Source organism: uncultured Pseudosulfitobacter sp., from assembly GCF_963976325.1.
Classification (GTDB): domain Bacteria; phylum Pseudomonadota; class Alphaproteobacteria; order Rhodobacterales; family Rhodobacteraceae; genus Pseudosulfitobacter.
Map to the genome: position 1 here is coordinate 274,719 of NZ_CAXBJW010000003.1, position 13,544 is coordinate 288,262.

The following is a 13,544-nucleotide window of genomic DNA, read 5'->3' on the forward strand; positions in this document are numbered from 1 at the left end:
GCGGGTCGGGGGCCTTCTCCGGTTACAGCCGGTCGCATCCCTGCGCCTGCAGCCCTTTGATCGTGCACCGCACTGGTTAATTCGAAGTAAACGGCGCAGCCCTTCTCTGGTTCAGAAAATCCTCCCCGAAGGGTCGGTCACCAATAGGATCGGCTGGCCTGTTGACGACAGGCCAGCCAACCGTCACCCTGCCCCCGTTAGGAGACCCAACATGCGACTGATCTGTCTGGCTCTTGCCACCGCCGTGATGATCCCCGCCGATGCAGGCGCCCAAGGCGGGCTGGCCCCGCCGCCGCCGCTGGTCGGGCAGGCCGAACAGTTGTTTCTGACCCACTGCGTGCCCCATGCCGATGATCCGGCCCGCGCGCTGGACGGGCTGATGCACAGCGGTGCGTTCGCAAGCCATGAAACCAACGCAGACGGCAGCACGACCCTGCACAGCGCCAACGGGCTGCTTGTTGCGCGGGTTGTTCAGGGCGGTGCCAGCCATGACAGTTGCGCCATCCGCGCGGGCAACATCCCCAATGCCAAGCTGAAAGTCGGCCAGTCCGCCGCACGTCTGGCCACCGGCCTGGACGTGGCGCTGGGCCGCGAACGGCCCAGCCTGACCTATCCTACAGGCGCGCAGATCATGCATATGGATGCATACAACATCCGCGTCGCCCAGCCCGCAGACACGGTGGACGTGGTGGAAATCAGCCTGTCAAAGTCCTGATCCTAGTACGAATATTCGGCAAAGATCCGGTTCAGATCGCCGTTCCAGTCACCGTTATAGTGCGCCAGCAGTTCGTCCGCAGGTGTCTGGCCGGTTTCGACGCTTTCGTGCAGCGCATTCAGGAAATGGGTTTCGTCAGAGATCAAACCGCCTGCTCCGGGACGCGCGCGCGCTTGCAGGCCAGCCTTGGAAATCTCCAGCGACGCGCGTGCGATGTCCATCATCGACACGTCACCGACGCGCGCCTGCAACCCGTCAACCGAGGCCGCAACCCGCAGCCCTTCGCGCGTTTCGGCGTCCCAGTCCTTGACCAGATCCCAAGCCGCATCCAGCGCGCCCTGATCGTACATCAGACCGGTCCAGAAGGCAGGCAGCGCGCACAGACGCCGCCACGGGCCGCCATCGGCCCCGCGCATCTCGATGAATTTCTTGATCCGCGCTTCGGGGAAAGCCGTGGTCAGGTGGTCGGCCCAATCGGACAGGGTCGGCATTTCGCCGGGCAGCGCGGGCAGTTGCCCTTTCAGGAAATCGCGGAACGACATGCCCAGCGCGTCGATGTATTTGCCGTCGCGGTAGACAAAATACATCGGCACATCCAGCGCATATTGCACCCATGCCTCGAACCCGAAGCCGTCCTCGAACACGAACGGCAACATGCCCGTGCGCGCCGGGTCCAGATCACGCCAGACGCGGCTGCGCCATGATTTGTGACCGTTGGGCTTGCCCTCGAAAAACGGCGAATTGGCGAACAGGGCCACCGCCACGGGCTGCAAGGCCAGCGCCACGCGCAGCTTTTGCACCATGTCCGCCTCGGACCCGAAATCAAGGTTCACCTGAACAGTGCAGGTGCGACGCATCATCGTGCGCCCCATGGTGCCGACCTTGCCCATATAGGCATCCATCAGCTTGTAACGCCCCTTGGGCATCAGCGGCATCTCGTCATGCATCCACGTCGGTGCCGCGCCCAGCCCGATGAAGCCGACACCGATCTCGTCCGAGATGTCCTTGACCTGGCGCAGGTGGTCGTTGACCTCGTCACAGGTGCCGTGGATCGTTTCCAGCGGGGCACCCGACAGTTCCAGCGCGCCGCCCGGCTCCAGCGAGACATTTGCGCCGTCCAGTTCCAGGCCGGTCAGATGCCCGCCTTCGCGCACTTCGGACCAACCATAGCGGTCGCGCAGTCCCTCTAGTACAGCCACGATCGACTGTTTGCCCTCGAACGGCAGCGGTTCCAGCGTGTCCTTGATATAGCCGAACTTTTCGTGCTCGGTGCCGATGCGCCAGTCTTCCTTGGGCTTGCAGCCGTCAGCCAGATACTGTGCCAGTTGGTCGTGATGTTCGATCGGCCCGCCGCCGGACTGTGGGATAGACATGCGCAAAGGCCTTTCGTGTACTTTGTTAGACTTGGTGTAGGGCACGGGCAGAAGTGTCAAGGCGCAACGCCGTGAACACGCGTCCTAATGCAATCGCACGGCTTGCGGGCGCAGCGGTGTGCGTTCCCAGATCACCACGGCCGCCCGTCCGTCTTCGCTCAATTCACTCAACATCCGTTCGGTGCGCAGCCCCGGCAAGGTCGCAAAAGCATCAAACAGCGCGTCCGCCCCCGCCGCGTTGACCGGTATCAACAACGCAGGCGACCCGCGCTGGTCCAGCCGCCAGTGCGGCGGGTACATCGCGCGGTCCAGCGTCAGCCGCTCCATCTCGCGCAGGGCCACGGCACCGCCGGTCAGGGGGCCAAAATAGGTGATCTGGCCCTCGTCCACCTGCACAGCGCCCGCGCCGCCGCCGGGGCCGCGAAACCGTCCGCGCTGAATGCCGATCAGGATCAGCCCGCCCGCGATCAACACCAGACCGGCACCGACCAGGGCCAACAAATCCCCCGGCCCCAAAATCCACCACAGCCCCAGCACGGCCAGACCCACACCAACCAGCACCTCGCGCCAGCGCATCACGGCTGCCACAGCCTCGGGGCGGAAAAATCCTACTGCCATGGCGCACCTGTCCAAATTCTTTTGGCCATAAATATCCCGGGGACGGCCGCAGGCCGGGGGCAGCGCCCCGATTGCGCGGTCATTTCCAATCCCCCAACGCCCGCTGCCACAGCGTCATCGCCGCAACCGCGGCCGTATCAGCCCGCAATATCCGTGGCCCCAACGCGACGGGATGCGCAAAGTCCAGCCCGCGCAGGCGTTTGCGTTCACTGTCCGAGAACCCGCCCTCGGGGCCGATCAGGATCGCCCAGGGGCCGGCCCCTGTGGGCAAATCGGGTGCATCCCCCGCCAGCGCCTCGTCGCAAAACAGGATGCGGCGCGCGGGGTCCCAGCCGTCCAGCATCCGGCCCAGTTTTTGCGCCTCGGTCACTTCGGGCACATAGGTGCCGCCGCATTGCTCGGCGGCCTCGACCGCGTGGGCTTGCAGGCGGTCGCGCTGGATGCGGCCTGCGTTGGTAAACTCGGTCATCACCGGCACAATGCGCGCGGCCCCCATCTCGGCGGCCTTTTCGACGATGAAATCGGTGCGTGCCTTTTTGATCGGGGCGAACATCAGCCACAGATCGGGCGGCATCTGCAACGGCAGGGTTTGCGCCACGCAGGTCAGTTCGCCACCGCGCTTGCCCGCCTGCGAAATCTCGGCCCGCCATTCGCCATCACGCCCGTTGAACAGCAGCACGGCACCGCCCACGGCCTGCCGCATCACCCCGAACAGGTAATGCGCCTGATCGCGGTTCAGAGGAACCGTTTGCCCCTGACCCAAGGGTGCGTCTACATAAAGGCGGATTTTCGCGTCACTCATAGGCAGATACATATGCAAGACAATCGCCCCGCACCAGAGGCAGAGGCCGCAGAAAACGCAAGCGCCCGAGGATCGGTCGCCGACGCGGTCAGCGGCAACTGGGTCGACCACTGGGCGCCCGCATGGTCGCGCCCCTATCTGCGGCTGTCGCGCGCCGACCGGCCCATTGGCACGTGGCTGTTGCTGCTGCCCTGCTGGTGGGGTCTGGCGCTGGCTATATTGTATGACCAAAGCCCGCGCTGGTTCGACCTTTGGCTGATCGTGGCCTGTGGCTTGGGGGCGTTCCTGATGCGCGGCGCGGGGTGTACGTGGAACGACATCACCGACCGTCACATTGACGGCTCGGTCGAGCGGACCCGCTCGCGGCCCATTCCGTCGGGTCAGGTCAGTGTGCGCGGCGCGCTGGTGTGGATGTGCATTCAGGCCTTGGTGGCCTTCCTGATCCTGCTGACCTTTAACGCCGCCGCCATACGCATGGGGGTGCTGGCGCTGGTGCCGGTGGCGATTTACCCCTTTGCCAAGCGGTTCACGTGGTGGCCGCAGGTGTTTCTGGGGCTTGCGTTCAACTGGGGCGCGCTGATGATCTGGGTGGCGCACACCGGATCGTTGGCGGCACCCGCCGTGGTGTTGTACCTGGCAGGCATTGCCTGGACGCTGTTCTATGACACGATCTATGCCCATCAGGACACCGAAGACGACGCGCTGATCGGGGTGAAATCCACCGCCCGCCTGTTTGCCGAAAAGTCGCCGCAGTGGCTGCGCCGGTTCCTGATGGCCACCGTGGGGCTGATGGGCATCGCGGTGATCTTTGCCGCATTGCCCAATGCGTCGGGTCTGGCGCTGGGGATTGCGTTGCTCGGACCGTGGGCGATGGGCTGGCACATGACGTGGCTCTTGCGCGGCTTTGATGCCGACGATGCGGGGAAATGTTTGCAACTGTTCCGCCTGAACCGCGACACCGGCATGATTCCGCTGGTGTTTTTTGCCGCCAGCCTGCTGGCGTGATTGAAACAAGGGCATGGGCCGCGTAACAAGTTCCCAGACAGTCACTGCCCTTGGAAAACTCATGCGTCTCAGCTCGGCTCTGATCATCGCCTCTACCTTTGTCGCGGCCGCACTGGTCGCCATCGTGGCGGCAAATTTCTCGGTCAAACTGATCGAGGAGACATCAGAGATCGGGGTACGGGACGCGCTGGACGATGCGGGGACCACCTGGGCCGAAGTGCAGGCCGACGGGCTGACCGTTACGCTGACCGGCATCGCCCCCACCGAGGCCGAACGCTTTGCCGCGCTGACCACCGCAGGCACCATCGTCGACGCCGCCCGCGTGATCGACGGCATGGAAGCCAAGGCCGTCGCCGCCATCCGCCCGCCCCGCTTTTCCGCCGAGATCCTGCGCAACGATGCGGGCATTTCGGTGATTGGCCTGATCCCCAGCAGCACCGACCGCGACACCATCAACGACCGCTTTTCCGCCATGGCCGGAGAGAACACGCCGGTGGCCGACCTGATCGAAACCGCCGACTATCCCGCCCCCGAAGGCTGGGAGGACGCGCTGGCCTTTGCGCTGGTGGCGATGGAACAACTGCCGCGCGCCAAAGTGTCAGTCAGCGCCGGGCGCGTGGCGATCACCGCGATCACCGACAGCGCCAAGGACAAGCTGGCGCTGGAAAAATCGCTCAAGGCCGCCGCACCTCCGGGATTGCGCCTGTCGCTGGACATTGCCGCCCCGCGCCCCGTGATCACGCCCTTTACCCTGCGGTTTCTGATCGACGAGGACGGCGCACGCTTTGACGCGTGCAGCGCCGACACTGAAAAGGCCCGCACCCGCATTCTGAACGCCGCTGTCGCTGCGGGCATGACCGCGTCCGGTCGCTGCACTGTGGGCATGGGCGTGCCGACCCCGAACTGGGCGCAGGCGGTCGAACAATCCATCGCGGCACTGGCCAAGATCGGCGCAGGCTCGGTCACCTTTTCGGACGCTGACGTCACGCTGCTGGCCGCCGAGGGCACCGATCAGGGCACATTCGACACCGTGGTGGGCGAGCTGGAAAACGCGCTGCCCGAGGTTTTCGCGCTTTATGCCAAGCTGCCCGAAACCCAAGCGCCCGATCAGGGCCCGCCTGAATTCGTGGCCACCCTGTCGCCCGAAGGTCAGGTTCAATTGCGCGGCCGTCTCAGCAATGAAAACCTGCGCAACGTTGCGGACAGCTACGCCAAGTCGCGCTTTGGCTCGGACCGGGTCTATACCGCGGCGCGCATCGTCGAAGGGTTGCCAGCCGACTGGTCCACGCGCGTGCTGGCGGGGCTGGAATCGCTGTCGAACCTGTCGAACGGCGCGGTCACCGTCACCCCTGACAAGCTGACCATCTCGGGCAACACCGGCGATGCCGACGCCAGCACCAAGATCGCGTCGTTGCTGGCGGCCAAACTGGGCGAGGCCGAGGATTTCGAGATCAACGTGACCTATCAGGAAAAGCTGGACCCGCAGGCCGCGATCCCCACGCCTGATGAATGCCTGGCGCAGATCAAGGCGATCACCGATGTCAGCAAGATCAACTTTGAACCCAGCAGCGCCACGATTGACGCCAGCACCCTGTCGACGATGGACGAGATTGCCGAGGTGCTGAAAATCTGCGGCGAGTTGCGGTTGGAAATCCAGGGCCACACCGACAGCCAGGGCCGCGAAGAGATGAACCTGTCGCTGTCCCAGGCCCGCGCGCAATCGGTTCTGAACGAATTGCGCGCCCGCCGTGTGCGCACCGCGACCTACGAAGCCAAGGGCTATGGCGAAGAACGCCCGATTCAGGACAACGGCACCGAAGAGGGCCGCGAAGCCAACCGGCGCATCGAATTTTGGCTGATTAAGCCCGAAGCAAGTGCGCCCGCGCCGCAAACAACTCTGGAAAGCCTCGCCGAAAGCGGTGATAACAGCGCCGAAGACACCACCGAAGACGCAGCAGACAGCGACGCGTCAGACGACTCGTCAGGGGACGCGACGGAATGAGCAGAACAGAATTCGTTATCGCGACAGCCATCATCCTATTCGTGGCTTTCTGCCTTGGCTGGTTTGCAAACTGGCTGGTGCACCGGTTCAGCCGCGTGGCACAGGGCGATGTGGCCGAACTGGACCGGATGAGCCAGGAACTGCACGAGGCCGAAGAGACGCGCGATCAGGCGATCACCTATCTGCAACAGCGCGAGGCCGAGCTGACCAACCAGCTGAGCCAGACCGAGGCCGAACTGCGCGCCGCCATGGACGGCCTGCGCGACGCCCGTCACGAGGCGGAAGAAATGCGCGCTTATATCGAGAAGAATCAGGCCGGTTGACTTTCGCGCCTACCAGCGGCTCAGCGCATCCTCGTCGGCATCCTTTGCCTCGACCCACTCGGATGCGCCATTGGCGGTAATCTCGCGTTTCCAGAACGGGGCGCGGGATTTCAGGAAATCCATCAGATATTCCGCCGCCTCGAACGCATCACGACGGTGCGGGGCGGCAGTGGCCACCATCATGATCGCCTCGCCCGGTGCCATCCGGCCAAAGCGGTGGATCACCAGCACATCGCCAAGGCGCCACCGGTCCTGCGCACGCGTGGCAATATCGGTCAGCGCCGCTTCGGTCATGCCGGGGTAATGTTCGATCTCCATCGCCACCAACGGGTCATCGGGCAGATCGCGCACAACGCCGGTAAAGGTCACGATCGCGCCCATATTCTTGTGCCCCGCAGCAAAGGCATTCGCTTCGGCCCCCAGGTCAAAAGGCGCCTCTTGCACGGTGATCCGCATTGTCTAGCCGCCCGTCATCGGTGGAAAAAACGCAACCTCGCGCACGCCGGACAGCGGTGCGTCGAAATCAGACAGTTGCTGGTCCAGCGCAACGCGCAGGGCGCTGAGGTCAGAGAACGCCAGATCATAGCGGTCTTCACGCGCGCGCAGCTCGGTCACCAGATCGTTGACTGTCGCGGCCTGTGTGTCGACGGTTTCGCGCGGCAGGCCGATACGTTCGCGCACCCATGCGAAATACAGCACATCCATCACACGGTCTCCTTCAAATGCGGCAGCGCCTTGCGGAAATAGTCCCAGCCGGTGATCAGCGTCAGCGCGGCCGCAACCCACAGCAGCCACAGGCCGATAAAGCCCGACCATTCCGCCAGCAACAGCTTCCACCCCAGCCCCCCGGCCGACACGCTGTAATGTTCAAACACCCCCTGCGAAAACAGCACCGCAATCGCGATCATCTGCAAGGTGGTCTTCCACTTGGCCAGCTTGGTCACCGCCAAAGTGCCCGCAACATCGCCCAGATATTCACGCAACCCGCTGACAAACACCTCGCGGAACAGGATCATCGTCGCGGGCAGAACCAGCGACGCTTTCCAACTGGAAAAGCCGATGATGACCATCAACGCGATCACCACCATCGCCTTGTCCGCAATCGGGTCCAGCATCGCGCCCAGCTTGGTCTGTTGTTTCCACGCACGCGCCAGATAGCCGTCAAACCAGTCGGTGACCGCCGCACTGACAAACAGCACCAGCGCGAACCAGTCGGCATAGAAACGTGGGAAAAACAGGAACATGACCGCAACCATAGGGGCCGCAAGCAAACGCAGGGTGGTCAGGATGTTGGGCAGGTTCCAGATCATTTCAACGTGGTATCCTTTTGGACGGCTCAGGAAAAGGGTCAGATGGGGATGGCGGCGCGGATACGGGCCACAGCCCCCATCACATGATCCATCCATCCCTGATCGGTGGGCGTGTCTTCGGACGAGAACCACGCGATGGACAATTCGCGCACCGGATCGACAAACAGGTACTGCCCGTGAATGCCCAGCCCGTGGATCAGCGGCGTGTCACCGGGGTGCACATACCACTTGGCGCGATAATGCATATCCTGATTGTCAAACTTGTCCAGAAAATCACCACGCTTCCAGGCGGCGTTGTCACCTTGGGTGATGATGTCGTCGATCCAGGCTTTGGGGATAATCTGCACCCCGTCCCGCGCGCCGCCTTCGATCATCAACTGTCCGATCAGCGCCAGATCGCGGGCCGTCAGACACATGCCCCCGGCCCCGCGCGCGGCCCCGATGCGGTCAACCGTGATATAGCCCGGCGTCTCGGCCCCCAGCGGTGCCAGCAGACGTTCCGAGATAAGGTCGGCAAAGCGAATGCCGGTGGCGCGCTCCATCAGCCATGCCAGCATATCGGTCACGGGCGATGCGTAATAGAACGTTTCGCCATGCGGGCCGGTGCTGTCCGTCAGACGTTCCTGAAAGCTGCGCAAATCGCCCGCCGCGTCGCCCGGTGCCAACGGGTTCCAGTTGGCGGCCTTGCGGTAATCGACGATCACGCCTGACGTCGCGGTATAATCCTCTTCGAACAGCAGCCCCACCTGCATATCCAGCGCGTGGCGGATGGTGGCCCCTGCATAGGCGGTGCCGGACAGTTCGGGCAGGTATCGGGTCAGCAGGTCATCCACCGCCACCTCGCCGCGGTCGACCAGCGTGCCCATGACCAGCCCCAGCACGGATTTGGACACCGACATCAGGATATGCGGATCGCGCCGCGTCATGCCGTTGCGATAGCTTTCGTGCACGACGCGCCCCTTGTGCAGGATCACCAGCGCGTCGTTGGCCATGCCGCCGACCGCCTGTTCCAGATCGGCCGCCGAAAGGTCGGTGTCGCCCTGCGGCAGCACCCGCACATTGCCCGGATCATTGCGAATCTCGGCCGAGGGGACAATTTCGCGCACATGGTGAAACGCCCAAGCATTGAACGGCCGCGTGCGCCAGTTGGCCAGCGTGGCGCGGTCTTCGAGGGCGGGAGGGAAACCTTGCATCAGGGGCATGTCGGAACCTTTGTTTGTGTGAACGCAAGGTCGGAGGAATGCGCGGCAGAGGCAAGATGGAATTGGATGTGAATCGCAAGGTTATTACGGCTGACCCCGATTATTCCGTCTGGAAGTAATCGTAAATCTTCTGCGCCAGCGCCGCCGACACGCCATCCACGGCCTTGAGGTCTGCCAGATTGGCCCGCCCCACCGCCTTGGCCGAGCCGAAATGCGCCAGCAACGCACGTTTTCGCGCGGCCCCCACGCCCGGCACATCGTCCAGCGGCGTGGCCCCTACGGCCTTGGACCGTTTGGCACGGTGGGTGCCGATGGCAAAGCGGTGCGCCTCGTCGCGCATGCGCTGGATGAAATACAGCACCGGATCGTTGTGACGCAGCGCCTTGACCGTCTTGCCGGTGCGGTGGAATTCTTCCTTGCCCGCGTCGCGGTCCAGCCCCTTGGCCACGCCGACCATCGGGATGTCACCGACGCCGTGCTCTTCCATGATCTCGCGAACCGCGCTGACCTGCCCCGCCCCGCCGTCGATCAGCAGCAGGTCGGGCCACATGCCGCGCGCGCGGTCGGGGTCTTCCTTCAGCAGACGCTTGAAACGGCGGTTCAGCACCTCTTTCATCATGCCAAAGTCGTCGCCCGGCGTCAGTTCATCACCACGAATGTTGAACTTGCGGTACTGGTTTTTCAGAAAACCGTCAGCGCCCGCCACAATCATCGCACCCACAGCGTGCGCGCCCTGAATGTGGCTGTTGTCGTAAACCTCGATCCGCGCAGGTGGCTTGGGCAGCTCGAACGCCTCGGCCACGCCCTGCAACAGCCGCGCTTGCGTGGCGGTTTCGGCCATCTTGCGGGCAAGGCTTTCGCGGGCGTTGCGCAGGGCGCTGTCGATCAGTTCCGCCTTTTCGCCACGCTGGGGGACCAGAAGCTCGACCTTGCGGCCCAGCTTCTGGCTGAGCGCGTCGGCCATCAGATCGGGGTTTTCGACCGCATTCGACAGGATCAACTGACGCGGCGGCTCGCGGGTGTCGTAGAACTGGCCCACGAAGGCCTCAAGCACTTCGGCGGCATCCACGTCCGCCCCCACACGCGGGTAATAATCGTGGTTGCCCCAGTTCTGCCCCGCCCGGATAAAGAACACCTGAACGCAGGCCTGTCCGTTCTCCAGATGCAGCGCGATCACATCCGCCTCGTCCACGTTACGGGGGTTGATGCCTTGGGCCGTCTGCACCTGCGTCAGTGCCTTGATCCGGTCGCGCAGGGCGGCGGCGCGCTCGAACTCCATATCCTCGGACGCCTGCGCCATCTCGCGGCCCAGACGCGCCTGAATGTCGGTGGATTTGCCGGACAGAAACTTTTCGGCGTCCTGCACGGTCTGCTGATAGTCCTGCGGGCTGATCTTGCCCACACAGGGCGCACTGCACCGTTTGATCTGGTATTGCAGACAGGGGCGCGTGCGGCTTTCGAACATCGAATTGGAACAGTCACGCAGCAGGAACACCCGCTGCAACTGGTTCAGCGTGCGGTTCACGGCACCCGCACTGGCAAAGGGGCCATAATACGCACCCTTCTCTTTCTTTGCCCCGCGATGCTTCTTGATCTGCGGGTAATCGCTGTCAGCGGTCACCAGAATGTTGGGAAAGCTTTTGTCGTCGCGCAGCAGCACGTTGAACTTGGGTTTAAGCTGCTTGATCAGGTTCTGTTCCAGCAGCAACGCTTCGGTTTCGGTGCGGGTGGTCAGGAACATCATCGACGCGGTGTTGTCGATCATCCGGGCGATCCGGCCGCTGTGACCGGTGGGCCGCGCATAGGACGACACCCGCGCACGCAGGTTGCGCGCCTTGCCCACATACAGCACCCGGCTTTCGCTATCGAGCATCCGGTAGACGCCCGGCGACGAGTCGATGGTTTTCAGATAGGCCTGAATAACCTTGTGGCCCTGCGGCACCGGTTCCTGTGTTTTGCCGTCGTCCTGCGCCATGATCAGACCGAATCTCCCACAGGTTGCCCTGCAACAAATACCGATGACGGTTCAAGCACTTTGATGTCCACCATTCCTGTGGATAAGTCTTTGGACAACTTTGCGGTGTCGGGAATTTTCCGTTGGTTTTGGCAGGCTTCGCTGAACTGCCCGTTTTTTAGGCACACACGAAGGTCATTGACTTTAAAGGGAATTTTCCTGCCCTCAAGGCAAACCACTGAAAACAAAGGTCTTTTCGCAACAGTTTTGTAACGAAGATTAACGCAGTGCAAAACTTTCAGGACCTCGCTGTCAGTTTGGGCGCTACCAGCCCTCGAATCCAATGTGATTCGTGTCATTCCACACCTTGAACGTCCGGCGTCTGCCACGCCAGATGCTGCCCGCCGTCCACGCACAGCAACTGACCTGTGATGGCAGGAGCATCCAGAAAATAGCCCAGCGCCGCCGTAATATCCGCCGCGTTCGCGCCCCGCCCCAGGATGGTGGCGGCCCGCTGCGCCGCGAAATGCCCGTCGCTTTGCCGCGCGCCTTGCAAGGTCGGGCCGGGGCCGATGGCGTTGACCCGGATCGCAGGCGCCAGTGCGCGCGCGGTGGTCTGGGTCAGCGCCCACAGCCCCATCTTGGCCAGCGTATAGGTCATGAACTCGGGCGTCAGCTTGCGCACACGCTGGTCGACCATGTTGACGATCAGACCCGTTGCCACAGGTTCGCCATTGTCATCGGTGTCGGCCTGCAACCCTTGGGCCGCCATGCGCTGCGTCAGCAGAAAGGGCGCGCGCAGGTTGCTGCCCATGTGTTTGTCCCAATGGTCGCGGGTGGCCGAATGGATGGTGTCGTATTCAAAGATCGACGCGTTGTTGACCAGACAGGTGATCGGCCCGCCCAGCCCCTCGACCGCCTGCCCGAACAGCGCCTGCGTGGCGTCCTCGTCCAGCAGATCGGCCTGAATGGCCACCGCATTGCGGCCCATGTCCTTGATCTGTGCCACAACCTCGTCCGCACCCTCGGACGAGGTGGCATAATGCACCGCAACGTCATGCCCGCGCTGCGCCAGATACAGTGCCATGGCGCGGCCCAGACGGTGACCTGCTCCGGTGACAAGGCCTCTTGGATGGGCGCTGCGGGTCATGGGCGGTCCTTTCGCGTGTCAGGTGAAGAACAATACAGCGACAACATAGGCCGCATAAAGAGCCGTCAAGATCACACCCCACAGCCGGGTAATATCACGCCCGAAATAGACAAAGGGCAGCAACAGCAGCGCCGACGCCAGCATGACCCAAAAATCGAACTGCAAAAACTGCGGGTCCACAGGGATGGGACCGACCAAGGTCGCCACACCGATGATGCCCAGCAGGTTGAACAAATTCGACCCGATCACGTTGCCCAGCGCCACATCGGCCTGACGGCGCAGGGCTGCCATCACAGTGGTCGCCAGCTCGGGCAGCGATGTGCCCACAGCCACCAGCGTCAGGCCGATCACCGTGTCGCTGACACCATAGGTCTGCGCGATGATCGTGGCGTTGGTGACCAGCAGTTGCGCGCCCAATGGCAGCCCCACCAGACCCGCCACCAGATAGGCCAGGATCATCCACATCTTCATGTCGGGATCGGCGCCTTCGACGTCTTCATCGTCGTCGCAACAGTCAGCGGCAGCAGCCTGCGCGGCCTTGCCCGCGCGGCGGTGTTTGCGGGTCTGACGGAAAGCATCGTACAGCACACCCGCCATCAGCGTCAGCAGGACGATCCCCGCAATCCAGTCATAAACCCCGCGCAGCCCCAGCGCGATGAACACCAGCGTCGCGATGATCATAAACCGGAATGTCTTGCGCGTATTGCATTCCGATGTGTGCATCGTCGCCAGCAGCGCGGGCAGGCCCAGCACCAACAGCACGTTGGCGGTGTTCGACCCCACAACGTTGCCCAACGCAAGGCTGGGCACGCCGTCCAGAATGGCCTGAATGGAAATCAACAGCTCGGGCGCGGACGTACCAAACGCCACGATCGTCAGGCTGACGATCAACGCAGGCACGCCGAACCGCAGGCTCAGGTTCACGGCCCCTTTGACCAGCGCATCGCCCGCCAACAGCAAAATTACCAGCCCAAGGGCGGACAGTATCCAAGGCAAAATCATTACTCAGCCTTTTTTAAGACAGGGACAGGGGGAACGGCCAATGCGGTAACGGCCACAGCTTGGGCATTTCGACTGGCTCAGTCTTTTG

At 63.1% G+C, this 13,544-nt stretch carries 15 protein-coding genes; 4 read left to right on the forward strand and 11 right to left on the reverse strand.

Annotated features, from left to right (window positions below; translation table 11 throughout):
• Nucleotides 1–211: 211 nt before the first annotated feature.
• Nucleotides 212–715: a hypothetical protein gene (locus tag AAC077_RS12425; RefSeq protein ID WP_339770044.1), complete on the forward strand. Its 504-nt coding sequence runs from the start codon at nt 212–214 to the stop codon at nt 713–715.
• A 2-nt stretch (nt 716–717) separates the two neighbouring features.
• On the opposite strand, the gene AAC077_RS12430 is transcribed toward AAC077_RS12425, so the two are convergent.
• The 3 genes from AAC077_RS12430 to AAC077_RS12440 all read right to left on the reverse strand — a co-directional run bounded on the left by AAC077_RS12430 (nt 718) and on the right by AAC077_RS12440 (nt 3,508).
• Entirely contained in the window at nt 718–2,088 is a 1,371-nt protein-coding gene (locus tag AAC077_RS12430) for a glutamate--cysteine ligase (protein ID WP_339770045.1), read from the reverse strand.
• Between the two features lie 84 nt (nt 2,089–2,172).
• Nucleotides 2,173–2,706: a hypothetical protein gene (locus tag AAC077_RS12435; protein ID WP_339770046.1), complete on the reverse strand. Its 534-nt coding sequence runs from the start codon at nt 2,704–2,706 to the stop codon at nt 2,173–2,175.
• 79 nt (nt 2,707–2,785) lie between these two features.
• Entirely contained in the window at nt 2,786–3,508 is a 723-nt protein-coding gene (locus AAC077_RS12440; protein ID WP_339770048.1) for a 16S rRNA (uracil(1498)-N(3))-methyltransferase, read from the reverse strand.
• Between the two features lie 12 nt (nt 3,509–3,520).
• Here AAC077_RS12440 and ubiA point away from each other — a divergent pair, with 12 nt between their 5' ends.
• The 3 genes from ubiA to AAC077_RS12455 all read left to right on the forward strand — a co-directional run bounded on the left by ubiA (nt 3,521) and on the right by AAC077_RS12455 (nt 6,838).
• Complete coding sequence (gene ubiA / locus AAC077_RS12445; protein ID WP_339770050.1) at nt 3,521–4,513, forward strand: 4-hydroxybenzoate octaprenyltransferase; 993 nt, start codon at nt 3,521–3,523, stop codon at nt 4,511–4,513.
• A gap of 61 nt (nt 4,514–4,574) precedes the next feature.
• A complete protein-coding gene (locus AAC077_RS12450; protein WP_339770052.1) occupies nt 4,575–6,515 on the forward strand; it encodes an OmpA family protein in 1,941 nt (646 codons plus the stop codon).
• Nucleotides 6,512–6,838, forward strand: a complete 327-nt coding sequence (locus AAC077_RS12455) for a hypothetical protein (protein WP_028958653.1) — start codon at nt 6,512–6,514, stop codon at nt 6,836–6,838. Before AAC077_RS12450 ends, AAC077_RS12455 begins: the two co-directional genes overlap by 4 nt.
• 9 nt (nt 6,839–6,847) lie before the next feature.
• Here the strand turns inward: AAC077_RS12455 and AAC077_RS12460 are convergent, their stop codons facing one another.
• From AAC077_RS12460 to AAC077_RS12495, 8 genes are all read right to left on the reverse strand, one after another.
• Nucleotides 6,848–7,294, reverse strand: a complete 447-nt coding sequence (locus AAC077_RS12460) for a molybdenum cofactor biosynthesis protein MoaE (RefSeq protein WP_339770054.1) — start codon at nt 7,292–7,294, stop codon at nt 6,848–6,850.
• Between the two features lie 3 nt (nt 7,295–7,297).
• Nucleotides 7,298–7,543, reverse strand: a complete 246-nt coding sequence (gene moaD, locus AAC077_RS12465; protein ID WP_339770055.1) for a molybdopterin converting factor subunit 1 — start codon at nt 7,541–7,543, stop codon at nt 7,298–7,300.
• The gene (pgsA, locus tag AAC077_RS12470; protein WP_339770057.1) at nt 7,543–8,148 is read right to left on the reverse strand and encodes a CDP-diacylglycerol--glycerol-3-phosphate 3-phosphatidyltransferase; all 606 of its coding nucleotides are present in this window, start codon (nt 8,146–8,148) and stop codon (nt 7,543–7,545) included. Before pgsA ends, moaD begins: the two co-directional genes overlap by 1 nt.
• 38 nt (nt 8,149–8,186) lie before the next feature.
• Entirely contained in the window at nt 8,187–9,350 is a 1,164-nt protein-coding gene (locus AAC077_RS12475; protein WP_339770059.1) for a serine hydrolase, read from the reverse strand.
• 100 nt (nt 9,351–9,450) lie between these two features.
• The gene (gene uvrC, locus AAC077_RS12480; protein WP_339770061.1) at nt 9,451–11,325 is read right to left on the reverse strand and encodes an excinuclease ABC subunit UvrC; all 1,875 of its coding nucleotides are present in this window, start codon (nt 11,323–11,325) and stop codon (nt 9,451–9,453) included.
• A 2-nt stretch (nt 11,326–11,327) separates the two neighbouring features.
• Nucleotides 11,328–11,663: a hypothetical protein gene (locus tag AAC077_RS12485; protein WP_339770062.1), complete on the reverse strand. Its 336-nt coding sequence runs from the start codon at nt 11,661–11,663 to the stop codon at nt 11,328–11,330.
• The gene (locus AAC077_RS12490; protein WP_339770064.1) at nt 11,660–12,454 is read right to left on the reverse strand and encodes an SDR family oxidoreductase; all 795 of its coding nucleotides are present in this window, start codon (nt 12,452–12,454) and stop codon (nt 11,660–11,662) included. Before AAC077_RS12490 ends, AAC077_RS12485 begins: the two co-directional genes overlap by 4 nt.
• Before the next feature lie 18 nt (nt 12,455–12,472).
• Entirely contained in the window at nt 12,473–13,456 is a 984-nt protein-coding gene (locus tag AAC077_RS12495; RefSeq protein ID WP_339770066.1) for a calcium/sodium antiporter, read from the reverse strand.
• Nucleotides 13,457–13,544 lie beyond the last annotated feature (88 nt).

Bases quoted from the DNA above. Each gene is read 5' to 3' on its own strand.
- AAC077_RS12425 (WP_339770044.1), top strand. From the start codon at position 212: ATGCGACTGATCTGTCTGGCTCTTGCCACCGCCGTGATGATCCCCGCC.
- AAC077_RS12430 (WP_339770045.1), bottom strand. From the start codon at position 2,088: ATGTCTATCCCACAGTCCGGCGGCGGGCCGATCGAACATCACGACCAA.
- AAC077_RS12435 (WP_339770046.1), bottom strand. From the start codon at position 2,706: ATGGCAGTAGGATTTTTCCGCCCCGAGGCTGTGGCAGCCGTGATGCGC.
- AAC077_RS12440 (WP_339770048.1), bottom strand. From the start codon at position 3,508: ATGAGTGACGCGAAAATCCGCCTTTATGTAGACGCACCCTTGGGTCAG.
- ubiA (WP_339770050.1), top strand. From the start codon at position 3,521: ATGCAAGACAATCGCCCCGCACCAGAGGCAGAGGCCGCAGAAAACGCA.
- AAC077_RS12450 (WP_339770052.1), top strand. From the start codon at position 4,575: ATGCGTCTCAGCTCGGCTCTGATCATCGCCTCTACCTTTGTCGCGGCC.
- AAC077_RS12455 (WP_028958653.1), top strand. From the start codon at position 6,512: ATGAGCAGAACAGAATTCGTTATCGCGACAGCCATCATCCTATTCGTG.
- AAC077_RS12460 (WP_339770054.1), bottom strand. From the start codon at position 7,294: ATGCGGATCACCGTGCAAGAGGCGCCTTTTGACCTGGGGGCCGAAGCG.
- moaD (WP_339770055.1), bottom strand. From the start codon at position 7,543: ATGGATGTGCTGTATTTCGCATGGGTGCGCGAACGTATCGGCCTGCCG.
- pgsA (WP_339770057.1), bottom strand. From the start codon at position 8,148: ATGATCTGGAACCTGCCCAACATCCTGACCACCCTGCGTTTGCTTGCG.
- AAC077_RS12475 (WP_339770059.1), bottom strand. From the start codon at position 9,350: ATGCCCCTGATGCAAGGTTTCCCTCCCGCCCTCGAAGACCGCGCCACG.
- uvrC (WP_339770061.1), bottom strand. From the start codon at position 11,325: ATGGCGCAGGACGACGGCAAAACACAGGAACCGGTGCCGCAGGGCCAC.
- AAC077_RS12485 (WP_339770062.1), bottom strand. From the start codon at position 11,663: ATGACACGAATCACATTGGATTCGAGGGCTGGTAGCGCCCAAACTGAC.
- AAC077_RS12490 (WP_339770064.1), bottom strand. From the start codon at position 12,454: ATGACCCGCAGCGCCCATCCAAGAGGCCTTGTCACCGGAGCAGGTCAC.
- AAC077_RS12495 (WP_339770066.1), bottom strand. From the start codon at position 13,456: ATGATTTTGCCTTGGATACTGTCCGCCCTTGGGCTGGTAATTTTGCTG.